12 protein-coding genes are annotated in these 14,628 nt (G+C 58.7%); 3 read left to right on the top strand and 9 right to left on the bottom strand.

The window, feature by feature from the left end; genetic code table 11:
* Positions 1–4 precede the first annotated feature (4 nt).
* The 8 genes from CEPID_RS05250 to CEPID_RS05215 form a co-directional block, all read right to left on the bottom strand.
* The gene (locus CEPID_RS05250; protein ID WP_047241376.1) at positions 5–1,021 is read right to left on the bottom strand and encodes a 3-isopropylmalate dehydrogenase; all 1,017 of its coding nucleotides are present in this window, start codon (positions 1,019–1,021) and stop codon (positions 5–7) included.
* A gap of 61 nt (positions 1,022–1,082) precedes the next feature.
* The gene (locus CEPID_RS05245) at positions 1,083–2,156 is read right to left on the bottom strand and encodes a GTP-binding protein (RefSeq protein ID WP_047241375.1); all 1,074 of its coding nucleotides are present in this window, start codon (positions 2,154–2,156) and stop codon (positions 1,083–1,085) included.
* Between the two features lie 50 nt (positions 2,157–2,206).
* Positions 2,207–2,596: a flavin reductase family protein gene (locus CEPID_RS05240; protein ID WP_047240061.1), complete on the bottom strand. Its 390-nt coding sequence runs from the start codon at positions 2,594–2,596 to the stop codon at positions 2,207–2,209.
* Between the two features lie 20 nt (positions 2,597–2,616).
* Positions 2,617–4,206 carry a phosphoglycerate dehydrogenase gene (gene serA, locus CEPID_RS05235; RefSeq protein ID WP_047240060.1) on the bottom strand — a complete coding sequence of 530 codons (1,590 nt, stop codon included), beginning with the start codon at positions 4,204–4,206 and terminating at the stop codon, positions 2,617–2,619.
* Between the two features lie 215 nt (positions 4,207–4,421).
* Positions 4,422–5,939, bottom strand: a complete 1,518-nt coding sequence (locus CEPID_RS05230; protein WP_236684302.1) for an MBL fold metallo-hydrolase — start codon at positions 5,937–5,939, stop codon at positions 4,422–4,424.
* Positions 5,940–6,159: 220 nt separating this feature from the next.
* On the bottom strand, positions 6,160–7,152 hold the full coding sequence (gene ilvC / locus CEPID_RS05225) for a ketol-acid reductoisomerase (RefSeq protein WP_047240058.1): 993 nt from the start codon (positions 7,150–7,152) through the stop codon (positions 6,160–6,162).
* Between the two features lie 34 nt (positions 7,153–7,186).
* On the bottom strand, positions 7,187–7,717 hold the full coding sequence (gene ilvN, locus CEPID_RS05220; protein ID WP_047241374.1) for an acetolactate synthase small subunit: 531 nt from the start codon (positions 7,715–7,717) through the stop codon (positions 7,187–7,189).
* A 2-nt stretch (positions 7,718–7,719) separates the two neighbouring features.
* Complete coding sequence (locus CEPID_RS05215) at positions 7,720–9,531, bottom strand: acetolactate synthase large subunit (RefSeq protein ID WP_047241373.1); 1,812 nt, start codon at positions 9,529–9,531, stop codon at positions 7,720–7,722.
* Positions 9,532–10,020: 489 nt separating this feature from the next.
* Here CEPID_RS05215 and CEPID_RS05210 point away from each other — a divergent pair, with 489 nt between their 5' ends.
* Genes CEPID_RS05210 through CEPID_RS05200 form a run of 3 tightly spaced genes read left to right on the top strand, consistent with a single transcriptional unit; the run spans position 10,021 to position 13,676 of the window.
* Positions 10,021–10,515: a PH domain-containing protein gene (locus tag CEPID_RS05210; protein WP_236684301.1), complete on the top strand. Its 495-nt coding sequence runs from the start codon at positions 10,021–10,023 to the stop codon at positions 10,513–10,515.
* Positions 10,516–10,542: 27 nt separating this feature from the next.
* Positions 10,543–12,384 carry a dihydroxy-acid dehydratase gene (gene ilvD / locus CEPID_RS05205; RefSeq protein ID WP_047240056.1) on the top strand — a complete coding sequence of 614 codons (1,842 nt, stop codon included), beginning with the start codon at positions 10,543–10,545 and terminating at the stop codon, positions 12,382–12,384.
* A gap of 11 nt (positions 12,385–12,395) precedes the next feature.
* The gene (locus CEPID_RS05200) at positions 12,396–13,676 is read left to right on the top strand and encodes a glycosyltransferase family 87 protein (RefSeq protein WP_047240055.1); all 1,281 of its coding nucleotides are present in this window, start codon (positions 12,396–12,398) and stop codon (positions 13,674–13,676) included.
* Between the two features lie 15 nt (positions 13,677–13,691).
* On the opposite strand, the gene CEPID_RS05195 is transcribed toward CEPID_RS05200, so the two are convergent.
* A complete protein-coding gene (locus CEPID_RS05195) occupies positions 13,692–14,567 on the bottom strand; it encodes a DoxX family membrane protein (protein ID WP_047240054.1) in 876 nt (291 codons plus the stop codon).
* Positions 14,568–14,628 lie beyond the last annotated feature (61 nt).

Below are 14,628 nucleotides of genomic sequence, written 5' to 3'. Positions count from 1 at the left end.
TACTTTAGATCCTGGCGAGGATCCGATCTCCAATTTCGGTAGTTTTTGTACTACTTTCTGCGGTACGGGCTTCCACATCTGCGGTGACGGCATCCTCAATGCGTTGCGCATTGGTATCATCACCGACATGACGGAGCAGCATCGCAGCCGACAAGATCGCCGCGGTAGGATCCGCAATTCCGCGGCCGGCAATGTCCGGCGCCGAACCATGCACTGGTTCAAACATCGAAGGGTTCGTGCCGGTAGCGTCGATATTTCCACTCGCCGCCAGGCCAATTCCGCCGGTCACCGCGCCCGCCAAGTCGGTGAGAATGTCGCCGAACAGATTGTCTGTGACGATCACGTCGTAGCGCCCCGGGTCAGTGACCAGATAGATCGTAGCGGCATCGATATGCTGATAGTCAACGGTCACATCAGGGAATTCCGCAGCCACCTCGTTGACGGTGCGCTGCCACAGGTCCCCAGCGTTGACCAGCACATTCGTCTTGTGCACCAAGGTGAGATGTCCTCGCCGCGACTGCGCCCGAGCGAACGCATCCCGGACCACCCGCTCAACCCCGAAGCGGGTGTTCTGGCTGACCTCGCTCGCAACTTCCTGCGGGGTGCCCCGCCGCAAGACTCCGCCGTTGCCACAGTACAGCCCTTCGGTCCCCTCGCGCACCACGACAAAGTCGATCTCGCCCGGCTCCGCCAAGGGGCTTTTCGACGTCCCGTAGCGCTTTGCCGGACGCAAGTTAACATGGTGATCCAGCTCAAAACGCAGCTTGAGCAGCAGACCGCGTTCCAGGATTCCTGGGGCGACCGCGCCCGGAGCACCGATCGCACCGAGCAGAATTGCGTCGTGTTCGCGTAGGCTGGCCAGGTCGGCGTCGGTAAGCAGCTCGCCGTTGGTGAGAAAGCGACGAGCGCCGAGGTCGAAATCGGTTACGCTCATGTCGTCGCGGACATGCTGCAGGATTTTGAGTGCTTCGGCGGTTACTTCTGGGCCGATGCCGTCGCCGCCAATAACAGCAAGTTTCAACATGTGGGACACCTTTCTCGCTTAACGGGATTAGGGTGAGTGTAGCATGCCCCTTGCGTCGCTACCCCAGTATGGAGGCCACCTCCTGGTCGGTCAGCACTGCGTCGGCAAATAGCTCCAGCGTGCGGTCAGCATCAAAACCCACGCCGATCAGGACAATTTCGCTCCCGGGACGCATATCTACACTGGCCCACAGCGCCGCCGGCTGGATGCGCAGGTTGGGTCCCGCCTGCTGCCAGGCGTGCACCACCGTGACATCATTGTCCAGCCAACAAAATCCTTTAGACCGGACCAATCCCCTTGTCGCACGCAGGGCCTGCAGCAGGCGCTGTTTGCTAAACGGCCGATCGCTACGGAACACCACTGAGGAAATCCCATATTCTTCAGTTTCGGGCGCGTGCGGGTTAGCCAACTCATCATAGAAACCTTCACAGGCCCGAGCGGTGGCTTCATCGTAAAGGTGAGCGTCGAGAACGAGGGCTGGATCAATCTCCCCCGCAACAACCACTTCCTGGCGAGCCCGCGGATTAAGCGCGGTAAGCGCGAGTTGAACTTTTTCCAGCTCCTCGGCCGAAACGAGGTCCGATTTAGTGATCAACAGCAGGTCCGCAAACTCAACTTGATCTACCAAGAGGTCAGAGACGGTGCGCTCGTCGTCCTCGTCGGCTGAGCGGTCTGCCTCCGCGAGTTTCGTCCCTTTCTTCAGCATCGACAAAAACGAAGATGCATCGACCAGAGAGACCATCGTGTCAATGTGCGCCAGGTCCCCGAGGCGAAAACCGTCCTCAAATTGCCAATCAAAAGTCGCTGCAACCGGCATCGGCTCAGAGATTCCGGTGGATTCAATGACGATGTGCTCATACTTGCCGGCGCGCGCCAGCTTGGCCACGGATTCCACCAAGTCCTCGCGCAGAGTGCAGCAGATGCAACCATTGGACAGCTCAACAAAGCGATCCTCACCCCTGGTCAACTGACCTTCCCCGGCGATCAGCGCGGCATCGATATTAACTTCCGAGAAGTCATTGACAATGACGGCGATCTTGCGCCCTTGCCGATTGGCGAGCAGATGGTTGAGCAGCGTGGTTTTCCCCGTCCCCAGGAAGCCACTAAGCACGGTAACAGGAGTCGTTTTCATAAGCAGCCACATTAATGGCAACTTTTTTCATTAGCAAGCCTGGGAGTGAGCTAAATCGGCCATTCCCGCAGCGAACCACGCTGATACAACAGTGTCCGCGCCGCCTCTTCGTGGCCCATTTTTTCCACCAACACAGTCAAAATGGTGTGATCCCCACCCAAATGATGCGCCTGCACCTTCCCCACGAACAAAGCGGAAGCCCCGTCCAAGATCGGCACCCCATCAGCGACTCGGTGCACAAAGGTATCCGCGAACTTGTCCACCCCACGACGTGCAAAACGCTGAGCTAGCTCCAATTGCCCGTCGGAAAGCACGGACACCCCGATGAAGCTCCCCACCTGCAAGTGTTGCAAGGTAGTAGAACCCGGATCGTGCGTGGTCACCACAGTCACCCCGGAAGGAAAAGTACCTACGGTTTGGCGAAAATCTGTGGTGAACACGAACCAACCTTTCTCGAACGCTAATCCAAGAACAATTGGAACTTCTTTGCACCCAACTGCGCCGCCACGTTATCCAGCAGATCAGCGGACACTTCCTGATTAACCCGCAACACTAGGATCGCGCCGCCGTCGTCATGCAGGGACATGGCGGCCGCCTCGATGTTGATGTTGTGCGCGCCTAACATCGTACCAACTTGTCCGATCGCGCCCGGCTTATCTTCGTAGAACATGAAGATATTTTGGCCCTGCGCCCGCATGTCCAAGCTACGGCCATTGATGCGAACGATCTTGTCTTGGCGATTCACGCCGGTCAACGCACCCACGACCGTCGCCTTGCTGCCGTCTCCACTAAATGCACGCACCACCACATCAGAACGGTGGGTAGCGGACTCAGAATTGGTCAACACCTCCAATTCCACCCCACGTTCTTCCGCGATCTTCGGTGCATTGACAAAGGTCACTGGCTGGTCCGTGATACCAGTAAAGAGGCCACGCAAGGCAGAAAGGCCGAGGACCTCGACATCCTCCGTAGACAGCTCGCCTCGCGCTTCTACTTCCAGGCGAGTTGGAGCGCCATCGAGCAGGTGCCCCACCGCCAAGCCGAGCTTGCGGGTCAATTCCATCCAACGGCCCACTTCTTCACCAACGCGACCGCCAGATACGTTCACTGCATCTGCTACGAATTCTCCCGAGAGCGCCTTGAGCACGGACGCTGCCACATCGGTCCCCGCGCGGTCTTGTGCCTCTTCTGTAGACGCACCCAAGTGCGGGGTCACCACGACCTCAGGCAAACCAAACAACGGCGAATCCGTGCATGGCTCCGTAGCGAAGACATCAAAGCCGGCTCCCCGGATTTGCCCGGACTTGATTGCGTCAGCCAGGGCCTGTTCGTCGACAAGGCCACCGCGAGCAGCGTTGACGATGATCTGGCCTGGCTTGGCCTTCCCCAGCAGCTCAGCGTTGAACATGCCGGCGGTTTCCTTCGTCTTGGGCAGGTGAATCGTGACGAAGTCAGCGCGCGCCATGAGCTCTTCCAGCTCCACTAGCTCGACACCCAATTGCGCCGCCCGCGCCGGATTTGCGTACGGATCATATGCAATCAGAGTGGTTTCAAACGCCTTGAGACGCTGAGCAAACAGCTGACCGATATGGCCGAAGCCGACGATGCCGACGGTCTTGCCGAAAATTTCCACGCCTTTAAACGCCGAACGCTTCCATTCCCCGTCGCGCAGGGTGGCGTCCGCCGCCGGAATCTGGCGGGCAGTGGCGAGCAGCAGCGAAATCGCATGTTCACATGCGGAGTGAATGTTCGAGGTCGGGGCGTTGCACACCATGACGCCACGCTCGGTGGCGGAGGCAATATCGACGTTGTCGAGGCCAACACCGGCACGACCAACAATCTTCAAGTTCTTGGCTGCGTCCAGAACTTCCTTGTCCACCGTGGTGGCCGAACGCACCAAAAGGGCGTCTGCCTCCGGCACAGCGGCCAACAATTCAGCTCGATTCGGACCGTCAACCCAACGAACTTCCACACCTTCACCCAAGGCGTCCACAGTGGACGGGGCTAGCTTATCTGCGATGAGGACTACAGGACGGGCATTCGAGCTCACGTGATCATCTCCTGATGATGAGTATTCCGCCGCCAGGCCCAGGCACGACCGCGCCGGGACAAAGCGGGTTGCACACCTTGCGACGATGGCAACTTCTGAATATCCTAGCCAAAACTTTGCATAATTTGCATATCTCTAGCGCAAACCACTAGAAAATATACTAATTGATGTAAACTTTTCAGTGTTGATAAAAATTTACCACCCGTCAGCGCCAGCTACTGGTACGTCACCAACCACGGCCGCGGACGCACCTCGTTCATCGTGCGCTCCGGATTAAACATCGGCTTGTCCTCGTCGATGAAGTTCTTCCATGCCAGGAAGAACCGCGGATCAAGCCCCTCCCGCATTGTGTCCCAAGTAGCAAACTTGTCACCCGTCGAGCCATGCCCATCGATATGCAACACAAATGCCAGCTCGTCATGCGAAAGATTGAGCTGCTCCCGGTCACGGATCATTTGCAACTGGAATTGGTGCAGCACAAACGCCTTTTGCGGCAACTTGTTCTCGCGCGTAAGCGTGGCCAGCCAATCCGAAACCTCGTTGATTTCGGCCGCCTCCGCGCTGCCCACCCGCTGCATGGGCCTTTCCGACGGCCCGATCTTCCACTCCGGATCCAGGGCCAAACCTACATTCGGCCGCTTCAACAATTCTTCGTAGCGCTGTGCCTGCTGCAACAACGATGCTCGACCAGGTTGAAGATCCAAAATCGCGTAGCCACCAGCCTGGGTGATGGCGTCGATATACGGCACCAACTCCTGCGGATCCGACTCATTACTAAAGTCGCCGTCCGCGCCGGGACCGCCCGACGCCACCGTCGCAATGACTTCAAAAGCCGGGACAACAGGCTCAGCCGAATGGTGTTGATACTGGGCGGCCAGATCCTTGACCCGCGCGACCGCCTCCGCCGGTGGCTGCTCCCCCATTGCGCCAAGAGCCGGGCCACTGGGGTGCCCATACAACGCCACAATGCGTCGCCCAGGGAAGACCAAACCGCCGCCTCCGGGTTGCTGCTGGGTGATCTTCTCGCCCATTTGTATCCGACGCTGCAAAGTCGCGCTATCACCGAATTGGCGCCCGAGCGCAAGCAGCGGGGCTTCACTGAGCCCCGCGACCGCTTCCATAGCCTTGTCATCGACGCGGGGGTCCGGATAAGACAAGTACCGCACCTGAGCCCCGAAAGCCTTCGCGGAAGCAACCGAAGCTAGCGAAGATTCCTCCGTGACCACCACCACCGGAGCGGAACCACCGTCTTGCACGCTTTGGAAGGGGAAATTATCGGCTGGCGTATCGCCACGTTCGGGCAGGTTCCAGTCCGGGTGCCGGAGCAGCACCGGCTGGTTGGCTTGGAGTTGAGCCAGGCTTTTTACCGGCTCCGTGGTTTCCACCGAATTGAACTTCGAGGCTGTTAGCTGCGTGAGCCCCTGTTCAGTACCGGGGTCGCGTACCACCTTTGTCGCACCGAAATCTTGCAAAGCTGGATCCCCCACCAGCAGCACGGTGTTGACTTTCAGGCGGGATACCGCCTCTTGAATCGCCGAGTTATTGGCCGAATGCGACACCACCATCGGGGCATGGGCCGCGACGGCAATGGACGCTGCGCGCAATTGTGCCCCGGGCGTTGGATCACTAACCACGAGAGTTTCCGAGTGTTCGAAAACTCGCGTGGCTACCTCAACGCCGGAGCCGTCCTCATCGCGCAGCACCTCTGGCTGGCGTGCGAATCTTTCCGACACGGTTATCGCTTGGTTCGCTCGAGCTTCATTACCCAAAGCATGTTCCGAGTCAGGTGCTGGCGGCTGAGAGCCTTGACACCCGGCTAGCACTAGGGCGGAACAAGCGATAGTAGCTAGCACGGGGAGACCTGAAAACCTCCGCAAGGCACAACCTTTCCTATAGACGACTACGAAGAAACGTATAGATCAACTATAGGTGGGTACGGTCGTCACGCGCAGATTACTTCACCCAGGACATCAAACCGCGCAGCTTTTCCCCGGTGGCCTCAATTGGGTGCCCTGCGGTCTCTGCCCGCAGTTGCTCCAATTCCTTGTTGCCACCCTCAACATTGGCTACCAGGCGCTTGGTAAAGGTTCCATCCTGGATATCCCGCAGAACTTCGCGCATGGATTCCTTGACGCGGGCATCGATAATGCGCGGGCCCGAGAGGTAGCCGCCGAATTCGGCGGTGTCGGAGATTGATTTGTTCATAGCGGACAGGCCACCCTCGAACATCAGGTCCACGATCAGCTTCATCTCGTGAAGGCACTCGAAGTAGGCCATTTCGGGCTCGTAGCCGGCCTCGACTAGGACGTCGAAGCCAGCCTTGATGAGTTCCTCGGCACCGCCACAGAGCACAGCCTGCTCACCAAATAGGTCCGTTTCGGTCTCGTCCTTGAAGGTCGTAGGGATGACACCTGCGCGGGCGCCACCAATGGCAGCCGCGTAGGACAGCGTGAGGTCGCGGCCCTCGCCACGAGGATCTTGGTCGACTGCGATCAGGCATGGAACGCCCTTGCCGTCGACAAACTGGCGTCGAACCAGGTGGCCGGGCCCCTTTGGTGCAACCATACCGATGGTGACTCCCTGTGGCGGGGTGATCAGGCCGAAGTGGATGTTTAGGCCATGTCCGAAGAAAAGCGCGTCGCCGTCCTTCAGGTTTGGCGCGAGATCTTCAGTGAAGATTGTTGCCTGCGACGTATCCGGAGCCAGCAGCATGATCACATCTGCCCACGCCGCAGCCTCGGCGTTGGACTTGACTTCAAATCCAGCCTCCTGCGCCTCAGCGGCCGAACCGGAGCCTTCGCGCAGACCAATGACAACCTCGACACCAGAATCCCGCAGGTTCTGGGCGTGGGCGTGCCCCTGGGAGCCGTAGCCGATGATGGCCACTTTTCGTCCCTGGATGATGCTCAGGTCAGCGTCGTCGTCATAAAAAAGTTCGATAGCCATGGGAATTGTCCTTTCAAAAATGAATTGATATATCTTATGAGTTCTTCTGCGGGGTCATGGTCTTCGGACCACGCCCCACGGCAATCTCACCGGAGTGGATAAACTCCCGGATGCCGAATGGCTCTAGGACATCCAACAAAGCGCTGAGCTTGCCTGGAGTGCCGGTTGCTTCGATGACCACCGATTCCGGCGCGACGTCGACAATGCGCGCGCGGAAAATGTTGGCCGCATCGACCACGTGCGGACGCGTGGTGTTGTCGGCGTTCACCTTGACCAGCAACATGGCCCGGGCGATCGTGGACTCCTCATCTAGGCGCACCACCTTGAGCACGTCGACAAGCTTGTTGAGCTGCTTGGTGATCTGCTCTACTACTACCTCGTCGCCGTACACGACGATGGTGATGCGGTTGATGTTTTCGTGTTCGGTCCGCGCGGAGCTGAAAGAATACATCGTGAAGCCGCGCCGGGTGAACATGCCGGCGATGCGCGAGGTGATACCGTCTACATCCTGCACCAGCACCGAAAGAGTATGCCGCTTTTCGACGCCCGCTGCCTGATTAGTCATGCTCATCGCTGCTGCTCCATTTCTGCCGGGCTGACCGGCGCCTCGACATCAAATTCCGGGCTCAACCCCAACGCGTACTGGATTTCCGAGTTCGACTTACCAGCTGCCACCATCGGCCACACCTGGGCATCCTCGCCAACGACAAAGTCGATGACCACCGGACGATCGTTAATCGCCTGGGCTTGCTTGATCGCCGGAATGACATCTTCTTCCTTGGTCACGCGCAACCCCACACACCCCATCGCCTCGGCCAGTCGCACGAAATCCGGCAGGTAGCCGGTGTCGTGCCCCAGGCGGGTGTTGGAGTAACGCCCCTCGTAGAACAGGGTTTGCCACTGTCGAACCATGCCGAGGTTGCCATTGTTGATCAATGCGATCTTCACCGGGAAGCCCTCGACCGCGCAGGTCACGAGTTCCTGGTTGGTCATCTGGAAGCAACCATCGCCGTCGATGGCCCACACTTCCTTGTCAGGCCGGCCAGCCTTGGCACCCATAGCGGCGGGGACGGCGTAGCCCATCGTGCCCAAACCACCGGAGTTCAGCCAGGTACGCGGATGCTCAAAATCCACAAACTGTGCGGACCACATCTGATGCTGTCCCACTCCAGCGCAGTAGATCGCATCCGGACCAACTGTTTGCGACAGCGTCTCGATGACAAACTGCGGTGATAGCTTGCCGTCAGATTGTGGCTCATAACCGCGTGGGAAACGCGTGCGCAGATTGTTAATGAACTTCCACCAGTGTGTGGTTTCCGGCGCAGGCACGCCCTTATCGCGGTAGGCATCGATTAACGCGCGTAGCACTTCGCGCGCATCGCCGACGATCGGAACCGCAACTTCCCGAATCTTGCCGATTTCAGCCGGGTCGATATCGGCATGGATCACCTGCGCATTGGGAGCAAAGGAAGCCACATGCCCAGTTACCCGGTCATCAAAGCGCGCACCGACGGCGATGATGAGGTCCGATTCCTGCAGCGCTCCCACGGCAGGCACGGTGCCGTGCATGCCCGGCATGCCCAGGAACTGCGGGTGCGACGCAGGGAAACCACCCAACGCCATCAAGGTGGTCACCACGGGGATGCTGGTGAGCTCCGCGAACTCAATGAGCTCTGCGCTCGCATCCGCCTTAATGACGCCGCCACCGACATACAACACCGGCTGACGAGCCTGGGTAATCAAATTGACGGCTTCGTCGATTTGCTTCGGGTGCGGAGTAGTGACCGGCCGGTATCCTGGCAGGTCAATCACCGGCGGCCAACTAAACTCACAGCGCGCCTCCTGAACATTCTTCGGCACGTCCACCAACACCGCTCCCGGCCGGCCTGTCGACGCCAAATGGAAGGCCTCCGCCATTGCCGCCGGGATCTGGTTCGGATCAGTCACCATGAAATTGTGCTTGGTGACAGGCAGGGTGATCCCGCGGATGTCCGCTTCCTGAAACGCATCCGTTCCCAATAAATTGGCTCCCACCTGCCCGGTAATGGCTACGAGGGGTACGGAATCCAGGTTGGCGTCGGCAAGCGGGGTGACCAGGTTGGTGGCGCCGGGGCCGGAGGTGGCGATACACACCCCGACTTTTCCGGTGGCTTGCGCATAGCCGGTGGCCGCATGTCCGGCCCCCTGCTCGTGCCGCGCGAGGACGTGACGCAGCTTCGTGGAGTGGTAGATCGGATCGTACAGCGGGAGCACAGCTCCGCCGGGAATACCGAACACGACATCAGTGCCGAGCTCTTCCAAAGACCGTACGATTGCTTGCGCGCCCGTCATTACTTCTGGCTGGTTTACTCGCTGGGCCTTGGCAAGGCTCGCCAGCATCGCTGGGTTAGGCCCGGCGGCCTCCTGCTTCGCTCCTGGCTGTGTCACAACTTCTTCACTCCCTAATCAAAGTTCAACACTTAGTTCTTGTCTCCTCAGTTACCAGGGGTGGCGGTAGCAGCGATGACATCGAACAAGTCAAGAAAGTCTTACTTTTCGTTTGTTGCGGGTGGGCAATCTAAAGCAAAAGCCCCCGGCCAGCACTTGTGTGTGCTGTCGAGGGCGCTTGCGGGGTCGACTTGTAGCGTCGCCTACGGCAAGCGCCGTGAGGTTACGAGTACAAGTCGAATAATGTTCATGGCTTCGATAATACACAACCCATTGCATAAAGTGATCCGATCCACGTATTTTTTCCATCCGGGGGTAACCACACTGCTTCAGCAACCCGGTACCTGGTGATTCGCATTTGACGATCGGAACTTCCCTTTTGAGTACGCCTGTGCCGGTACAATTACGTTTCGGGGCCGGCACTTGCCTACAATGTCGGCTATGAGTTCATCGTCCTCTGCCCCAGCTGCCAAGCCACAAGCTAGTGCAGCAACGACCTTCGCCACCGACCGCACCCACCTGATCGGCGCCGTGGTCATGGGAATGATCTCGCTGCTCGTCATCGGTGTCGCGCCACTGAAGCTCGGTTGGATTCTCTTGTTGCCAGTCCTCTTTACGTATTGGGTTGTGAAATCCAAGACCGTAGTGGACAACTCCGGGATCACCGCGCACTATGCTTTCCACCGCCCACGCCAGGTCACTTGGGAAGATTTCGCCGGCATCCGATTCGGCGGCAGCAAGACCTTTGCCCGCGCCAAAGACAACACCGAGTTTGCACTTCCTGGTATCACTTTCAATTCGTTGCCGAAGCTCAGCGAAGCTTCCGACGGTCGCATTGTCGACGCGCTCAGCGCCGGCAAAGAAGCTGCCAACAAGAAGGTCGTCATCATTCACCGTGACGGTCGACAAGTATTGAAAGAAGCCGAAGAAAGCTAGCTCCTTAACTCCCGTTAGGACCAGCCCATGTTTCCACTTCGATCTCGAGTAACCACCGTCGGACGCAATGCTGCAGGCGCTCGCGCGCTCTGGCGTGCCACCGGTATGGGCGACAGTGATTTTGGCAAACCTATTATTGCCATCGCGAACTCATACACCCAGTTTGTCCCAGGCCACGTGCACTTGAAGAATGTCGGCGATATTGTCGCCGAAGCTATCACCGCAGCTGGCGGCGTCGCGCGCGAATTCCACACCATTGCCGTCGACGATGGCATCGCCATGGGACACGGTGGCATGTTGTATTCGCTCCCATCGCGCGAGATCATCGCCGATTCAGTGGAATACATGGTCAACGCGCATACTGCGGACGCATTGGTGTGCATTTCTAACTGTGACAAGATCACTCCCGGAATGCTCAACGCGGCGCTCCGGCTCAACATTCCGGTCGTTTTCGTCTCCGGTGGTCCAATGGAAGCAGGCAAGGCCGTGGTTGTAGACGGTGTCGCGCATGCTCCGACGGATTTGGTTACCGCCATTTCGGCCTCCGCCTCGGACGCGGTGACCGAAGATGGGCTCAATGAGGTCGAACGTTCCGCGTGTCCGACCTGCGGTTCCTGCTCGGGAATGTTCACGGCAAACTCCATGAACTGCCTCACCGAAGCCCTGGGGCTCTCCCTGCCTGGTAATGGCTCAACTTTGGCTACCCATTCTGCGCGTCGTCGCCTGTTCGAGGAAGCTGGCCGGACAATTGTCGAGCTGGCTACCCGCTATTACCGCGATGGTGACGAGTCAGTCTTGCCACGCAACATTGCCTCCAAGCCCGCGTTCGAAAATGCCATGGCGCTGGACATGGCGATGGGCGGCTCCACCAACACCGTGCTCCATATCTTGGCAGCGGCTCAGGAAGCCGAGTTGGACTTCGGTCTGGCAGATATCGACGCCCTGTCCAAGCGCGTCGGCTGCCTGGCAAAGGTGTCCCCCAACTCGGACTACCACATGGAAGACGTCCATCGCGCGGGCGGGATCCCGGCGATCCTGGGCGAGCTCTACCGCGCCGATCTCCTCAACACTGAAGTGCACGCGGTCCATTCCCCTTCGTTGACCGAATGGTTGGAAACCTGGGATATCCGTGCAGCTCAGCCAAGTGCAGCGGCACTCGAGCTTTTCCATGCGGCTCCCGGTGGCGTGCGCACCACCGAGGCCTTTTCCACTGATAATCGTTGGGATAGCCTCGACACTGATGCCGAGCATGGCTGTATCCGTTCGGTTGCGCATGCTTACACCAAGGATGGGGGCCTTGCTGTATTGCGCGGCAATGTCGCAGAGGACGGCGCCATCATCAAAGCTGCTGGTGTCGATGAAGATCTGTGGCGTTTCACCGGCCCTGCCCGCGTGGTCGAGTCTCAAGAAGAGGCAGTCTCCGTCATTCTCAACAAGACGATCCAGCCGGGCGAGGTTCTCGTTGTGCGTTACGAGGGTCCGTCGGGTGGCCCGGGGATGCAGGAAATGCTGCACCCTACCGCATTCCTCAAGGGTGCTGGTTTGGGCAAGAAGTGTGCGCTGATCACGGATGGCCGCTTCTCCGGCGGGTCTTCGGGCCTTTCGGTCGGACACATCAGCCCGGAAGCAGCCCACGGAGGCACGATTGCGCTGATCGAGGATGGCGATCTGATCACCATCGATGTGCATACCCGCGAGTTGAGCGTTGCAGTACCAGAGGATGAGCTCGAGCGGCGTCGAGAAGCGATGGCGGCGAGCGACAAGCCGTGGCAGCCACGCAACCGGGAGCGGACTGTCAGCCGGGCCTTGCGCGCCTACGCGGCTTTGGCAACGTCGGCTGATAAGGGCGCGGTGCGGCGAATCGACTAATATTTGTGGGCATGCCCACGAGTTTTCACACATCTGAGTACACGCAGGTCAAGCTTCACCTGCCTACCTCAGTGCTTTGGATCATCACTGTCACTGGCCTCTTGTCCGGTTGGTGGCAGCTGCGCTCCTTAGTTCACGAATGGGACCTCCATATCGACATGGAGGTCTATCGCGCGGGGGCGAATGCCTTCCTCGACAATGAGTCGCTGTATTCGCGCCCTTTCCCGGTCGCCGGTATTCAGCTGCCATTCATTTACCCGCCGTTTGGCGCCTTCCTACTGACCCCGTTTCATTATTTGTCCGAAGATCTCGCTGCCACCAGCATGATCGTGCTTTCTGGCTTGCTGACCCTCATGTGCATTCTTTTTGTGGCTCGCGCGCTGGTTCCGCTGGGCCGACATCTTGAGGCTTTCGCTATCGCAGCATTGGTCTGGCCGTTCGCGCTGCTTTCGGAACCACAAACTCTGAACGCCTCTTTCGGACAGATCAACGTGGTGGTCATGGCGTTGTGCGTGCTCGACCTTGTACCACGCCGCCGGTTCCTTCCCCAAGGTACCTTCATTGGCCTCGCCGCTGCGATTAAGCTCACCCCTTTGGTAATGTGCCTGTTCTTCCTCCTCAATCGCAAGTACCGGGCCATTTTCGTCGCCGCGGCATCAATGCTGCTTGCCACCGGGCTAACCGCTTGCTTCCGTCTCCAGGACACGATCCGGTACTACACCGACGTTGTCTTCAAGATGAATTCCACCAAAGACGCTGGTGTAAGCACCGCCTACATCTCCAACCAGTCGATCAAAGGCATGGTGACCCGCTGGCTCAGCTCCCCCTCCGACGCCGTCACCCACCAAGGCCTTATCGACGCCATCTGGTTCGTCCTCTCCTTGGTGACCATAGCGGGATGCGCAGTGCTCATGGCAATGATGCTTCGCCGCCAAATGGTCGTGGACGCCGCCTTAGTCAACGCCCTTTTGATGCTGTTGATCTCCCCGATTTCTTGGTCCCATCACTGGGTCTGGTTGCCTCTAGTTGCCTTGGTGCTCATTTTCCGCTGGCTGTCTACGGACGGCTATCCCGTGCTCATTGGCCTATCGGCATCACTGGTGTCGCTGTTTTGCCTGCAGATCAAACCGTTGTGGTTCTATGGTGACCTTGGCGATGAGTCCTTCACCATGACTTTCTTCCAAAAGCTCGTGCTTTCTGGTTACACCTGGATGGCGTTCGCCGTGTTAATTGCCATGTATTTTGCGTTAAGAAAAACCCCGGTGCACGGGGAGGTGGCACCGGGGCACTAACGAAGGTCGTAATTGTTAGCTCAGTGGGTTGACTCCTGCGCCGAACCACCACAGGGCTACCGCGCCTGCGATGCCGAGGATCGCTAGGATCCAGGACGATGCCAGCGGACGGCGTGCCCAACTGCGGTTAACGTCGAGGGAGACCCGACCTGGGCCGGTGAATTGCAGGCCGAGAGCGAGTGCCAGCATCACCAGCGCAAGGATTACGCTGTCATTGGCGTTCGTCACCGAGAAGTTGTCTTGCTGTGCGACGGCATGCAGCATGTTAAAGGCGGTGACCACCGTTGCCAGGGCAGCCGCTACCGGAGTAAGCAGGCCGAGCAGCAAGAAAACGCCGGCAGCCAGCTGCATCGATGGGACAGCGATGCTCAGCAGATCCGGAAGCGCATAATCCCCGAACTCAGCTTTCAGGCCGTTGAGTCCCGGTGCCCCGCCCAGCTCGAAGAAGGTTCGCACACCCGACCACAGCAACACGAGGCCGGCTACCAAACGGATAATAAAGAGACCAAAATCCATCGTGCCACGCCGGTGGTCGAGTGGCTTTTCCACCTCTTCTTCGTACTCTGAGGTGGCCGTCGTTGGGACGACAGGCGCTGCTGCGACTGGGGACGTGTACGTAGGCTCCGGCATGATTTGTTGGGCCGGCATGTCCGTCACAGTTGGTTCAGCCTGCGCTGGTTCTTTTGGCAGACTTACCGTCTCTTCGCGAACTTCAAACAAGCGTGACGTCTCTGGGTGCTGTGACTGAGGCTCGATGCTTTGCGGCGCGCTCCTCCCGGCTCGTTGATACACGTTCGAGGTCTGTCCGCTGGCGCTGTTGTAGGTTGGGACATCGCTGAGGCCGTCGAGGCTGTCTGCATTGGCACGATCTGGCTTATTTGGGTTGTTCATGCCCACCAGGCTAGGCGAGTTCGCTCACAACAGCGGTGAGGAACACGTCTTGTTGGTGCTT

Origin of the sequence: Corynebacterium epidermidicanis, assembly GCF_001021025.1 — a bacterium.
Lineage (GTDB): Bacteria > Actinomycetota > Actinomycetes > Mycobacteriales > Mycobacteriaceae > Corynebacterium > Corynebacterium epidermidicanis.
This window is presented reverse-complemented; position numbering and strand designations above follow the sequence as displayed.

What these genes read in the sequence shown, in the direction of transcription:
- CEPID_RS05200 (WP_047240055.1), top strand. Translation starts at nt 12,396, where the DNA reads ATGCCCACGAGTTTTCACACATCTGAGTACACGCAGGTCAAGCTTCAC.
- CEPID_RS05210 (WP_236684301.1), top strand. Translation starts at nt 10,021, where the DNA reads ATGAGTTCATCGTCCTCTGCCCCAGCTGCCAAGCCACAAGCTAGTGCA.
- ilvD (WP_047240056.1), top strand. Translation starts at nt 10,543, where the DNA reads ATGTTTCCACTTCGATCTCGAGTAACCACCGTCGGACGCAATGCTGCA.
- CEPID_RS05215 (WP_047241373.1), bottom strand. Translation starts at nt 9,531, where the DNA reads ATGCTGGCGAGCCTTGCCAAGGCCCAGCGAGTAAACCAGCCAGAAGTA.
- ilvC (WP_047240058.1), bottom strand. Translation starts at nt 7,152, where the DNA reads ATGGCTATCGAACTTTTTTATGACGACGACGCTGACCTGAGCATCATC.
- ilvN (WP_047241374.1), bottom strand. Translation starts at nt 7,717, where the DNA reads ATGACTAATCAGGCAGCGGGCGTCGAAAAGCGGCATACTCTTTCGGTG.
- CEPID_RS05195 (WP_047240054.1), bottom strand. Translation starts at nt 14,567, where the DNA reads ATGAACAACCCAAATAAGCCAGATCGTGCCAATGCAGACAGCCTCGAC.
- CEPID_RS05245 (WP_047241375.1), bottom strand. Translation starts at nt 2,156, where the DNA reads ATGAAAACGACTCCTGTTACCGTGCTTAGTGGCTTCCTGGGGACGGGG.